Below are 12,913 nucleotides of genomic sequence, written 5' to 3' on the forward strand. Positions count from 1 at the left end.
AGACCACCGGTGAGCGCAAGCAACACACGCGTCACGCCCGCGAATGAGGTGAGGCATTCCTTATTTCCATCGGTGCGCGAATGAAATAGGTAAGGCATTCCTTCGTGGAAATGAAAGAGGAATTCCGAAATGATTGTGTGGTGAACGTGATCGGTGCGGTGCGTCGTTATCCGGTGGTGGCGGCCACGCTGGGCGTGGGTGTGACCGGGTTGCTCCTGCTGGCTCTGGGCCAGCCGGTCGCGTCCGCCTGGCTGGTGGGCGGGTACGCGCTGGTGGTCGCCGCCTGGCAGGCGTGGTCGATGGTGCGCGACCTGCTGGCCGGGAACTTCGGGCTGGATGTGCTCGCGGTGACTGCGATCACCGCGACCGTGCTCGTCGGGGACCACTGGGCCGCGTTGATCGTGGTGCTGATGCTGACCGGCGGCGAGGCGCTGGAGGACTACGCGAACGCCCGCGCCCACCGCGAAGTGTCGGCGCTGCTGGAGCGTGCGCCGCGGTTCGCCCACCGCGCCACCCCCGGCGGGGCCTTCGTCGAGGTCCCGATCAGCGAGGTCGTGGCCGGCGACCTGGTGATGGTGCGTCCCGGCGAGGTCGTGCCGGTGGACGGGGTGCTGGAGGGCGAGGCGGCCTCCTTCGACGAGTCCTCGATCACCGGTGAGCCGTTGCCGGTGGAGCACGCGCACGGTGACCAGGTGCTGTCCGGCACCGTCAGCCAGCAGAAGGTCGCCCTCGTGCGGGCCACCGTGCCGGCGAAGGACAGCCAGTACCAGCAGATCATCGACCTCGTGCAGGCCGCGGCCGAGAGCAAGTCGCCCATCGTGCGGCTCGCCGACCGGTACGCGGTGCCGTTCACCCTGGTGTCGCTGGCGATCGCGGGGGTCGCGTGGTGGCTGTCCGGCGACCCGGTGCGTTTCGCCGAGGTCCTCGTCGTGGCCACGCCCTGCCCGCTGCTGATCGCCGCCCCGGTCGCGTTCCTGGCCGGCATGAGCCGCGCGGCCAGCAACGGCGTGATCGTCAAGTCCGGCGGGGTCATGGAGACCCTTTCCCGCGTCCGCACCGTTGCACTGGACAAGACGGGCACGCTCACCCACGGACAGCCCGTCGTCGACCTGGTCGAACCCGCAGCGGGCACCGGTGCCGACGACCTGCTCGCCATCGCCGCCGCGGCAGAGACCTTCTCGGCCCACGTCCTGGCGAAGACCATCGTGAACGCCGCCCGGCACCGCCACCTGCGCATCCCGACGGCCACCGGTGTCGAGGAGACCACCGCCGCCGGCATGACCGCGACCATCCTCGGCCGGCTCACCGCCGTCGGCAACGCCACCCACGTCGCCCGCACCACCGGGCACACCCCGCCCGAGGCGCCCGTCCCGCCCGGCCACATCGCCATCCACCTCGGCACCACCGACGGCTACCTGGGCCGCATCCTGCTCACCGACCAGGTCCGCAACAACGCCCCCGCCACGCTGCACGCCCTCCACCACCTCGGTGTGCGCAGCGTCGCCATGCTCACCGGCGACGCGGTCGTCACCGCCCGCCACATCGCCGACCAGATCGGCATCGACGACGTCCGCGCCGGCCTGCTTCCCGCGGACAAGGTCGCCCACGTCGCCTCGCTGCCGGTCCGGCCGGTCGCGATGGTCGGGGACGGGGTCAACGACGCCCCCGTCCTCGCCGCCGCGGACGTCGGGATCGCCATGGGCGCCAAGGGCGCCACCGCCGCCAGCGAGTCCGCCGACGTCGTCATCATGCTCGACGACCTCAGCCGCGTCGCCACCAGCATCGCGATCGCCCAGCGCACCGTCCGCATCGCCCTGCAGGCCATCTGGCTCGGCATCGCCATCAGCATCGCCCTCATGCTGGTCGCCGTCTGGGGCATCCTTCCCGCCATCGTCGGCGCGGCGCTCCAGGAACTCGTCGACCTCGCGGCCATCCTCACCGCGCTCCGCGCCGTCCGCCCCGGACCCACCGAGCGCGAACTGGCCCACCGGCTCCGCGCCGCCGTCCCCGCGCACGAGGACGTCCCGCAGCCCGACCTGGTCGCCTGAGCGGCGCCGTCCCGCCTGGGAAAAAGGACGCGACCGGGTGTAACAGAACCGCCCGGGGCGTCGTTCTCCATGGTGGAAAGGTGGTCATGGGCATCGACGAGACGCAGGAATCCCGGCTTCTGGCTCGGGAGGTACCGCACGATGACCCGACCTGGGGGGAGGTCTCCGCCTTCCTGGAAGCCGTGGACGCCACGTACGCCGGCGTCCCCACTTCGCAGTACGAGGCGGCACACCTTGCCGCCGTAGCGAGGGAAGCGCGTCTCCTCGGAGACGGGCTCCAGACCCACAGGAGGAAGACCATGAAGGACAGGTTCCCTGTCGCATCCCCCCGCGTGCTCATCGCCTCCGCGGTCGCTGCGCTCCTCGCGGTGACCGCCGGCGTCGGTGCGGCGAGCGCTCTCGGCGGCGGGCCGCTCGCCACGCTGCTGCCCACCGCGACCACCGCTCCCGCGGTGGATCCCGCGCCGTCGGTCGCCACCCCGGAGCCCACGCCGACCGAGGACGGGGACGACCAGGGCGAGGACGCGGACGACCCGACGCCGACGGCCACCCCGACCTCGACCCACGACGACGACGAGTCCGAGGGCACCCACTCCCGCTCCGACGACGGGGACGACGAGGACGACGACAAGGCGACCTCGAGCCACGACGAGGACGAGGGTGACGAGGACGAGGCCGACGAGGCCGACGACGAGTCCGACGACCAGCCCCGCAGCGATGCCGGCCACCACGACGGCGGCGAGGACGATGGCGACGACGGTGGCGACGACGACTCCGAGGACTGAGCGCCCCCGCGCGGCGACGCCCGGACGGCCCCTCGTGCCGGCCGGCGCCGCCGCGTCCGGAGTCCCAGTCCCCGCGCGGGTACTTCCGCGCCGGTCCCGCTAGCCGGGAGCATTCACCCCATGCCACTCGGCGAGCGTTTCCCCGAGGTCCTCGCGGCTGCGGCCGGCGGGGCGGAGTGGGCGTGGGCCGAGGTCTACCGCGACCTGGCCCCGGGCCTGCTCCGTTTCCTGACCGGTCAGGGAGCGGCCGATCCCGAGGACTGCCTGGGTGAGGTGTTCATCCAGATCGTGCGGCAGCTCGGCGGCTTCCACGGCGACGAGCCCGCCTTCCGGACGTGGGCCTTCACGATCGCCCGCAGCCGCCTGATCGACGCCTGGCGCAAGGACCAGCGGCGCCCGGCCAAGGCCGGCGAGGACGTCTCGGTGGCGGCCGACCGGCTCGCGCCCGCGCCGGCGCAGGAACCCGCGACGCTCCAGCGCGCTGCGGTGGAGGAGATCCTGTCCACGCTGAGCCCCGACCAGCGCGCCGTCCTGATGCTGCGCTACGTGCACCAGTTCTCGAGCGAGGAGACCGCGGCCATCATCGGCAAGCCGGAGGGCACCGTCCGGGTGCTCCAGCACCGGGCCCTGCGGACGCTGCGCCGCACGCTGCCCGGGCGATGGGCCGGGCTCCAGGGGGCGGGGCAGGGCGCCTGCGCCTGACCGCCGGAGGCGTTCCCGGCGTGGCGTGTCGCCGCGGAGTGGGCGTGCCACACCGCGTCCCTCCACCTCCAAGCTATAGCCCAGGAGGGGGCTTGCCGCAAGGCCCCCCGGCGGGCGCACACTCGTGGGCGGCGCCGCCGGGGAACCGGCCCTGACCCGGTCCTCCGGCCGCCTCCACCCGTGGACGACCCGGAGGTCCCGTGACACCGCACAGCACCGTCTTCGCCCTGCCCGAGCGGCTCGCCGCCAAGGCCGCCCCCCGCCTGGTCGGGCGAGACGAACGACACCTCGGGCTGGTCCAGGCCACCGTCGAACGGCAGGTGGCCGCGCTGGCCGAGCGCCTGGCCGACCTGCGTCGCGCCCCGGGGGGACGCGGGCGGGGCGCGATGGACCGGGACCTGGAGATCCACCGGCTGAGCGGCCGGCTGGGCCTGCTCCGCCGGTTCGGCGTCGACCTGTGCCTGGGCCGGATCGTGCCCGCCGACGGCGGCGAACCCCTCTGGATCGGCCGGCTGGGACTTACCGACGACACCGGCGATCCCCTGCTCGTCGACTGGCGGACGCCGGCCGCCGAGCCCTTCTTCGCCGCCACCAGCGCCCACCCCCTGGGCCTGGCGAGCCGGCGACGCTACCGGTGGAGCGGCGGGCGGATCGTCGACTACTGGGACGAGGCCTTCGGCTCGTCCGCCCCGGGTGACGACGTGGCCCTCGACGACGACTCCGCGTTCATCGCGAGCCTCGGCGCGAGCAGGTCGCCGCGGATGCGCGACGTCCTCGCCACGATCCAGGCCGACCAGGACGCGATCATCCGGGCCGGCTCCGGCGGAGCGCTCGTCGTCGACGGGGGGCCCGGCACCGGGAAGACTGTCGTCGCCCTGCACCGTGCCGCCTACCTGCTCTACGCCGACCCACGCCTGGGCGGCCACCGCGGTGGGCTGCTCTTCGTCGGGCCGAACCAGCACTACCTCCGCTACGTCGCCGACGTCCTGCCCGGGCTGGGCGAGGAGGGCGTGCGCACCTGCACCCTGCGTGACCTCGTGCCCGAGGGCGCCCTCGCCGTCGCCGAGCCCGACCCGGAGGTCGCGCGGCTGAAGGCTTCGGCTCGGCTGCTGGACGCCGTCGGCCCCGCGGTCGCCCTGTACGAGGAGGTGCCCACCGCGACGATGGTGGTCGAGACCGCCTGGGCCGACGTCCGGATCACCCCCCGGGACTGGGCGGAGGCGTTCGAGGCGGTCGAGCCGGGCAGCCCCCACAACGAGGTCCGCGACGAGATCTGGGAGGCGCTGCTCGACATCGCCGTCGACGGCGCCGGCGACGCGGGCGTCCCGCCGCCGGTGCTGCGGAAGGCACTGGCGGCGAACGAGGAGTTCCGCGACACCTTCCGTCGGACGTGGCCCATCCTCGAGGCCCCCGACCTCGTCGGCGACCTGTGGGCCGTGCCCGCCTACCTGCGGCGCTGCGCGCCGTGGCTCTCCGGCGAGGAGCGCCAGGCGCTCCGGCGTCCGGAGGGATCGGGGTGGACGAGCGCCGACCTGCCCCTGCTGGACGCCGTGCGGGCGCGGTTGGGTGATCCCCGCTGGTCGCTGCGCCGGAGGCAGGCACAGGCGGTGCTGGCGGAAGACCGCTCCTACATGGACCAGGTGGTGCAGGACCTGCTGGACGCCGACGACGACCCCGAGAGCCCGCTGCCCCTGCTGCGCAGGGCGAGCCTGCGCGCAGACCTCGTCCATGACGAGGCGGTCCCGGCCGACGACGGTGACCCGCTCGCGGGCCCGTTCGCCCACCTGATCGTCGACGAGGCGCAGGAGCTCACCGACGCGGAGTGGCAGGTGCTCCTGCGGCGGTGCCCGTCGCGCAGCATCACCGTCGTGGGTGACCGGGCGCAGGCGCGGCACGGCTTCCCCGAGAGCTGGACGGAGCGCCTGTCCAGGGTCGGGCTGCCCGAGGCACGCCTCGAGACCCTCACCGTGAACTACCGGACGCCCCGGGAGGTGATGGCGGTCGCCGGACCGGTGATCCGGTCGGTCCTCCCCGACGCCAACGTGCCGGTCTCGATCCGCACCTCGGGGTCGCCCGTCCACCACGGCTCGACCGCCGACCTGCGCCCGCTCGTGGACCGGTGGCTGGCCACCCACCCCGACGGGATCGCCTGCGTCGTCGGCGACCCCGGCTTCGCCGGGACCGACCGGGTGGCGTCGCTGTCCCCCGAGGAGGCCAAGGGGCTGGAGTTCGACCTGGTGGTGCTGGTGGACCCCGACTCGTTCGGCGACGGCGTGGAGGGCGCGGTGGACCGCTACGTCGCGATGACCCGCACCACCCGCGAGCTGGCGATCCTCCACCCGGCCGGGCAGCCGGCGGCGGGCCGCGTCCGGGCCGCCGCGGCTGGGTAGTTTGGGCCCTGACGACCCGCCGGCCTCCCGTCCTAGGCTGCCGACGTGGATCTCAGCGTGATCCGCGACGCGGACGTCGTGGTGATCGGAGCCGGGCAGGCAGGTCTGGCGGTGAGCAGGGCGCTCGCCGGCGCGGGCGTGGACTGCGTCGTCCTCGAACGGGACCGGGTCGCGAGCGCCTGGCGCCACCGGTGGGACTCGTTCACCCTCGTCACCCCGAACTGGACCATCCGTCTGCCGGAGGGTGGCTACCAGGGGGACGACCCGGACGGTTTCCTGCGCCGCGACGAGGTGGTCGCCCACCTGGCGGCGTACGCGGCGAGCAGTCCCGTGCCGGTCCTGGAAGGCGTGTCCGTGACCGGGCTGGAGCCCGCGCAGGACTCGCGGATCCTGCTGCGCACCTCGATGGGCGACGTCACCGTGCGGACCGTCGTGGTCTGCACGGGTTCCTTCTCCCGGCCGTACCGTCCCGTGGCTGCTGCGCTCCCGTCGGCGATCCAGGTGCTCGACGCGGTCGACTACCGCCGCCCCGACGATGTCGCCCCGGGCACCGTGGTGGTCGTCGGGAGTGGGCAGACCGGCTGCCAACTGGCCGAGGAACTGCACCGCGAGGGCAGGGACGTCGTGCTGGCGTGCGGGCGCGCGCCATGGATCCCCCGGCGGCTGGACGGGCGGGACACGCTCTATTGGCTGGCCGAGGCGGGCTTCCTGGACGCGCCCTTGTCGTCGCTGCCGGCACCGTCCGCGCGCCTGGTGTCGAACCCGCAGGCCACCGGCCGCGACAGGGGCCACGACCTGCACTACCGCACCCTGCAGGCGATGGGGGTCCGGCTGGCCGGGCGGCTGGTGGCCGCGGACGAGGCGGAGCTGCGCTTCGCCGACGACCTGGCCGCCTCGGTCGCCTTCGGTGACGCGCGGTGGGCCGACCTCTGCGAGCTGATGCGGAGGACCCTGCCCGGGCGGGGCCTGGCCGTGCCGGAGTTCGAGCCGCCGCCGGCGTTCCGCGCGGAACACGTCGCGTCCGTGTCGACATCGGAGGTCTCCGCCGTCCTGTTCACCACCGGCTACCGCCCGGGCTTCGCCGGCTGGGTCCACGCGCCGGTGTTCGACGACCTCGGGTTCCCCATCACCGAGGACGGTGCGACCGCGGTTCCCGGCCTGTACTTCTGCGGCACCCACTTCCAGCGGACGCGTGGCTCCGGGATCCTCTACGGCGTCGGAGCGGACGCCCTCCGGATCGCGACGGTCGTTGCGGACCGGGTTCATGGGCGGCGGCGGCCGCCCCTGGCGGAGGCTGCCGCGGGGCGCCGGTCCGGCTAGGTCGCCGGGCAGCGGATGCCGCCCGGTCCCGGAGCAGGGGAGAATCTCCGCATGGAACCGGACCCGATCACTGCCCACTCCCACGGCGGCCCGAGCGGCGCGAGCCCGGCGGTCACGAGGGTCCTGGCCGTGGTGATGGCCATCCTCGCGATCGCGACCGTCGTCGGCGTGGCGTGGCTGTGGCCCAGGGACGCGCCGCCGCGACAGCCCTGGATCGACGACAACGCCGCCCTGGTCGTGGGCACGATCGCAGAGCTCGTCCCCGGCGACGGGCAGGGCGGCCACATGGTCGTCCGGCTCGACGACGGCACCACGCTCGACGTGCCGGCCGACCCGAGCGCGCCCCTCGCCGAGGCACGGGTCGGCCAGCGCGTGCAGGTCATGGTGGTGGACGGCCAGTCGGGCGGCACCTTCTTCGACTACGAGCGGGGCGGCCCGCTGCTGTTCCTGGCCGTGCTGTTCGTGGCAGCGGTCGTCGCCGTGGCCGGCTGGAAGGGCGTGGCCGCTCTCGCGGGGCTGGCGGTCGCGCTGTCGATGGTGTGGCTCTTCACGCTGCCGTCCCTCGCCGCAGGGCGGGACCCCCTCCTGGTGGCCCTTGTGACGTCGTCGGTCGTGATGTTCGCGGTGGTCTACCTCGCGCACGGCATCTCTGTGAAGACCACGACGGCCCTGCTCGGGACGTTCGCCGGGATCGCCGTGGTGGCCGCCCTCGCGTGGTGGGCGATCCCCGCGACGAGCCTCACCCCCCGGCAGGACGAGGTGATGGGGCAGCTGCCGTACCAGTTCCCGGGGATCGACGTCCGGGGGATCCTGCTGTGCGGCATGGTGCTGGCCGGGGTCGGCGTGCTGAACGACGTGACCATCACCCAGGCGTCCGCGGTGTGGGAGCTGCGGCGGGCGGTTCCCGGCGCGTCCCGGTCAACGGTCTTCGGCCAGGCCATGCGCATCGGCCGCGACCACATCGCCTCCACCGTCTACACGATCGCCTTCGCCTACGTCGGCACGGCGCTCGCGCTGCTGCTGCTCGCCTCGCGGCTGGACTTCACGATCCTGGAGTTGTTCACGTTCAACACGATCGCCCAGGAGGTCGTCGCCACCCTGGTGGCGTCCATCAGCCTGGTCGTGACGATCCCGGTGACCACCGCGCTGGCCGCCTGGCTCGCCGCCCCGCGGAGGACGGGACCCGGCGGGCCTGCCCGGCGAGCCGTGGCGGCGGACTCGGCGGACTGACCGGAGTCCGGCGCGCCCGCAGGGGCTCAGGACGCGGAGCCCTGGCCGGACAGCCAGGCGCGGACGACCTCCCCGAAGGTCGACGGGTCGGCGTGGTCCACGACAGCCTGCACCGGCGCGGCGTCGCCGAGGCGGGCCAGGACCAGCTGCAGCGCCCCGACCTGCTCGTCGGGGCGGGTGATGCACAGCAGGACGACGACCTGCGCGTCCAGCTCCTCCCCCGTCCCGCCCATGCGGCCGAACGCCACCGGCTCCTCGAGGGTCGCGACGGCGAGCCCCGAGTGCAGGACGTGGACCGCGTCGGTGTGCGGGATCGCGGAGGGCACCGGGGTGGGCAGGCCGGTGGGGAACCGCCGCTCACGCTCGAGGAGCGCCTCGACGAGGGACGGGTGGCCGTGGCCGTTCTCGACCACGGCCGTCCCCATGAGCGTGAGGAGATGCTCCCGGTCGCGCGCGGCCACACGGTGCAGCGCGCAACCCGGGAGCAGCTCCAGGCCTCCGACCGGGGTCATCGCACCGCCGTCCGGTCGGCGCGTGCCCGGTGAGGATCAGGCCGCAGCATCCGCGACCTCCCGCTGCGCGGCCTGCGCGCGGGCGCGGCGGTCGAGCACGACCTTCGTCCCGACGACGAACCCGAGGCCGGCCACCGAGATCGCGACGATGCCGGCGGCACCGCCGCTCGAGGCCCACATGAACAGGCCGGTGAGCGGGTTCGCGCCGTCGACGAGCGAGGAGATGACGGTCTGGCCTTCGCCCAGCTCGAACCCGGAGGCCACCGCGACCTTGGTGAACGCCGGGGCGATCCAGGTGGCGATGAACAGGCCCATGCCGATCAGGATGCCGCCGCCGATGATCGAGCGCACGATGTTCCCGCGGAACACGGCCACCATGATGGCGACGATGAACGGGATGGTGGCCAGGTCGACCAGCGGCAGGACCTGGTTGCCGAGCGGGGCGAGGGCGAGGGCGAGCAGCAGGGTGACCGGGACGAGGATCAGCGACGTCGCGATCACGGCGGGCTGCCCGACGGCGACCGCGGAGTCGAGGCCGATGTAGAACTGGCGTCCCGGGAAGCGCTTCTGGACGAACGTGCGGGCGGCCTCGGAGATCGGCATCAGGCCCTCCATGAGGATGCCGACCATGCGGGGCAGCAGGAACATGGCCGCCGCGAGCGACATCGCGAGGGTGAGGATGGAGACGATGTCGGTGGCGGGGTTCCTGAACGGGAACGCGAGCACGCCGATCACGAGGCCGAGCAGCAGGCCGAGCATCAGGGTCTCGCCGAACAGGCCGAACCGCTTCTGGATGCCCTCGGGCGTCGCGTCCAGCTTGTTCAGGCCGGGGATGCGCTCGAACACCCAGTCCAGGGGCATGGCGAGCAGGCCGTAGGCCGCCGAGGTGCCGTGCGGGAACGAGATGTCGGGCAGCTTGAAGTACTTCTGGACCACGGGCGCGGTGATGTCGGCCATCGCGAGGATGATCGCGAGGTGGATCGCTGCGGCGAGGATGCCGAGCCAGAAGTCGCCGGTGAGGGCGGCGACGAGGGCGCCGATCAGCGCGGAGTGCCAGTAGTTCCACAGGTCGATGTCGAGCGTCCGGGTGAGGCCGGTGAAGAGCAGGACCACGTTCACAACCAGGCCGAGCGGGATGATCACCGCGCCGATGGACGAGCCGAACGCGATGGCGGCCGACGACGGCCAGCCGACGTCCACGGTCGAGAGGTGGACGCCGAAGTTCTCGGCCATCGCCTTGGCCGCCGGGCCCACCTGGCCACCGAGCAGGCCGATGACCAGGTTGATGCCGATGAAGCCGACGCCGATCGTGACGCCGGCCCGGAAGGCCTTGCTGAACGACAGCCCGAGGACCAGGCCGAAGATGGTGATGATGATCGGGAGGACCACGGTGGGTCCGAGGGTGGTGATGTACTGCGAGATCGCAGCAAGGACTTCCTGCATGAACTCTCTCCTTTGAGGTGTGCTACGGCATCCGGCGTCCGCCGGCGGTCAGCTCAGGTGCTGGTCGATCTCCTCGAAGACCCGCTCCTCCCCCATCCCGATGAGGAGGGGGAGCGCGGCCACGACGGGCACCGTCACGGTCGAGGGCACGTCGGTGGTCGCGACGATCAGGTCGGCGTCGACGTCGCCCCTCAGCAGGTCCATCACCTTGCCCTGGTCGACGATCGCCTCGATGCCCGCTGCTGCCAGGTGCTCGCGGACCTTGATGGCCACCACGGTGGACGTGGCGATCCCGGTGCCGCAGATGATGAGTACGCGCTTCATCGGTCTTCCTCTCTCTGCACGCCACATCGATCGTCGTGCCTTGTCAGGGCGCCCGGCAAACACGGAATTGCCGCCGGGGCGGCAAGCCGGGCTTGCCGGGGGGCTGGCAACGCCGCGGTTGCACGGGCCGCGAGGGTCATGGACGATGGGCCCCGTGCCGAACTGGTCGGCCCGCCGCGCCCGCCTGCCGCGGAGGACCGCGGCCGACCGGTGGCCGGGAGGAGGAACACGACGTCGTGGGTTTCTCTGAGCGCGAGTCGCTGATGCTCGAGGTCCTGAGGGAGGCGGGGCGCCCGATGGTGGGTGCACACCTCGCCGACCTCCTCGGCGTGAGCCCGCGCACGCTGCGCTACGACATCGGGCGGATCAACCGGACGCGGGGCGTCCCCCTCGTCGAGTCGGACGCCGCCGGCTACTCCCTCAACCTCGCCTCCTACCGGCAGGCGCTCAGCCAGGAGCTCCCCGTCACCAGTGCGCTGGGCGACGACGAGCGGCTCCTGGTGTACCTGCTCGACCACGAGCAGTGCGACGTGTACGACATCGCCAGGGACTGCTTCGTCAGCGAATCGGCCGTCCGGTCGGCCACGGCGCGCCTGGCCCCGCGCCTGGAGGCCCACGGGCTCACCCTCGTGCACTCCGGCGCGAGGATCAGTGTCGAGGGCTCCGAGCTGGACCGACGACGCGTCCTCGGCGGCCTGGTGCGGGAGGCCACCAACGTGGCGATCGGCAGCCAGTGGCGTCTGCGGCGCCTCCTGCCCGACATCGAGCTGGACGCCGTCGACGCCGCGATCGAGAAGGCGCTCCAGGGCTGGGACGAGCCCCTGGACGACATCTCGCGGCAGAACCTCGTGGTGAACCTCGCGATCTGCCTCCAGCGTTCCGGGCACCCGATGGGCCCCTTCCCCGGACAGGGTGCCGCCGGGCGTCCCGACGAGCGTGCGGACGCGGTCCTCGCAGAGCTGCTCGGGGCGTTCCCGTCCCGGACGGTCGGCGAGAACGATCGCGCCTACCTGCGGCGCCTCGTCGGTGTCGCGCTCGCCAACGCCGCGTCCGACGAGCCCGGTGACGACGACGGGCAGGACGACGTCATCGGCGAGGTCGTGGGCGACGCCGTGGACGACTGCATCGCCCACTTCGACCTGAAGGTCCAGCGGGACCGGCTCGTCACCAGCATCAGCCAGCACACGCGCCGCCTGGTCGCCCGCAAGGCCACCCTGGTGTACTTCCGCAACGGCCTGCGCGAGTCGCTGCGCACCCGGTCGCCCTACCTCTACGACGTGGCGGTGTACCTGGCCCACAAGATCTCGAGCGCGCTGGAGGTCTGGGTCACCGACGACGAGATCAGCCTGTTCGCGATCTACCTCGGGCTGTACACCGACACCGGGGACGAGGCGCCGGACACCGTCCGCGCGACGATCGTCTGCCCGCGGTACCAGACGCTGCGCGAGTGGCTCCTCTCCCGCTTCGTCGAGCACCTCGGCGAGAAGCTGTCGATCGTCGACGTGGTCACCACGATGCAGTCCGCCGACGCCACCGACTGCGAGTTGATCGTCACCACGACCGGGGGCGGCAACACCTCCCGGCCCGTCGTCGAGATCAGTGCGCTGTGCTCGGAGATGGACCTGGACTCGGTGCGCGCAGAGGTTGCCCGGATCCGCGACGAGCGCCTTCGGCACCGGGCGGGCTCGGCCCTGGCACGCTTCCTCGACCCCCGCCTGTTCTTCGTCGACGCGCAGTTCAAGGGGTCCGCGGAGACCATCGACTTCCTGTGCGCGGAGATGATCGCTGCGGGCAGGGTGCCGGCGTCCTACACGGCCAGCGTCCGGGTGCGTGAGGACTACTCCTCGACCGCCTTCGCCTACCGGTTCGCCGTCCCGCACTCCATGGACTTCATCGCCCACCAGACCACGATCGCCGTCCTGATCCCCCCGGCGCCCATCCGCTGGGGCGAGACCGACGTGGTCATGGTGCTGATGCTGGCGCTCAACCAGGACGACTACATCGACTTCACCTGGTTCTACGAGCAGCTCGTGCAGCTCCTGTGCGACCCCGAGCTGTTCTCCGAGCTGCGATCCAAGAGGGACTTCCCGGCCTTCCGGGAGTACCTGGCCGCGCAGCTGTCGCGTCCCCGCCGTCCCGCCTAGGCCGTCCGGACGCCG

10 protein-coding genes are annotated in these 12,913 nt (G+C 72.8%); 7 read left to right on the forward strand and 3 right to left on the reverse strand.

Annotation, left to right across the window (positions count from 1 at the left end; genetic code table 11):
- Positions 1–140 precede the first annotated feature (140 nt).
- From ACFQQJ_RS02250 to ACFQQJ_RS02275, 6 genes are all read left to right on the forward strand, one after another.
- Positions 141–2,048 carry a heavy metal translocating P-type ATPase gene (locus tag ACFQQJ_RS02250; RefSeq protein ID WP_377103637.1) on the forward strand — a complete coding sequence of 636 codons (1,908 nt, stop codon included), beginning with the start codon at positions 141–143 and terminating at the stop codon, positions 2,046–2,048.
- Positions 2,049–2,347: 299 nt separating this feature from the next.
- A complete protein-coding gene (locus ACFQQJ_RS02255; RefSeq protein WP_377103639.1) occupies positions 2,348–2,833 on the forward strand; it encodes a hypothetical protein in 486 nt (161 codons plus the stop codon).
- Positions 2,834–2,953: 120 nt separating this feature from the next.
- Complete coding sequence (locus ACFQQJ_RS02260; protein ID WP_377103641.1) at positions 2,954–3,535, forward strand: RNA polymerase sigma factor; 582 nt, start codon at positions 2,954–2,956, stop codon at positions 3,533–3,535.
- 200 nt (positions 3,536–3,735) lie between these two features.
- On the forward strand, positions 3,736–5,925 hold the full coding sequence (gene helR, locus ACFQQJ_RS02265) for an RNA polymerase recycling motor ATPase HelR (protein ID WP_377103643.1): 2,190 nt from the start codon (positions 3,736–3,738) through the stop codon (positions 5,923–5,925).
- Positions 5,926–5,970: 45 nt separating this feature from the next.
- Positions 5,971–7,245, forward strand: a complete 1,275-nt coding sequence (locus ACFQQJ_RS02270) for an NAD(P)-binding domain-containing protein (RefSeq protein WP_377103645.1) — start codon at positions 5,971–5,973, stop codon at positions 7,243–7,245.
- Between the two features lie 51 nt (positions 7,246–7,296).
- Positions 7,297–8,475, forward strand: a complete 1,179-nt coding sequence (locus tag ACFQQJ_RS02275; RefSeq protein WP_377103647.1) for a YibE/F family protein — start codon at positions 7,297–7,299, stop codon at positions 8,473–8,475.
- A gap of 26 nt (positions 8,476–8,501) precedes the next feature.
- On the opposite strand, the gene ACFQQJ_RS02280 is transcribed toward ACFQQJ_RS02275, so the two are convergent.
- From ACFQQJ_RS02280 to ACFQQJ_RS02290, 3 genes are read right to left on the reverse strand one after another with little or no spacing between them, the layout of a single operon-like run.
- Complete coding sequence (locus ACFQQJ_RS02280; RefSeq protein WP_377103649.1) at positions 8,502–8,987, reverse strand: PTS sugar transporter subunit IIA; 486 nt, start codon at positions 8,985–8,987, stop codon at positions 8,502–8,504.
- A gap of 36 nt (positions 8,988–9,023) precedes the next feature.
- A complete protein-coding gene (locus ACFQQJ_RS02285; RefSeq protein ID WP_377103651.1) occupies positions 9,024–10,430 on the reverse strand; it encodes a PTS galactitol transporter subunit IIC in 1,407 nt (468 codons plus the stop codon).
- 48 nt (positions 10,431–10,478) lie between these two features.
- A complete protein-coding gene (locus ACFQQJ_RS02290; protein WP_377103653.1) occupies positions 10,479–10,754 on the reverse strand; it encodes a PTS galactitol transporter subunit IIB in 276 nt (91 codons plus the stop codon).
- Between the two features lie 236 nt (positions 10,755–10,990).
- On the opposite strand from ACFQQJ_RS02290, the gene ACFQQJ_RS02295 reads away from it, so the two are divergent.
- A complete protein-coding gene (locus tag ACFQQJ_RS02295) occupies positions 10,991–12,898 on the forward strand; it encodes a BglG family transcription antiterminator (RefSeq protein ID WP_377103655.1) in 1,908 nt (635 codons plus the stop codon).
- Positions 12,899–12,913: the final 15 nt, after the last annotated feature.

The sequence above is a fragment of the Propionicimonas sp. T2.31MG-18 genome (assembly GCF_964266745.1).
Taxonomy (GTDB): domain Bacteria; phylum Actinomycetota; class Actinomycetes; order Propionibacteriales; family Propionibacteriaceae; genus Propionicimonas.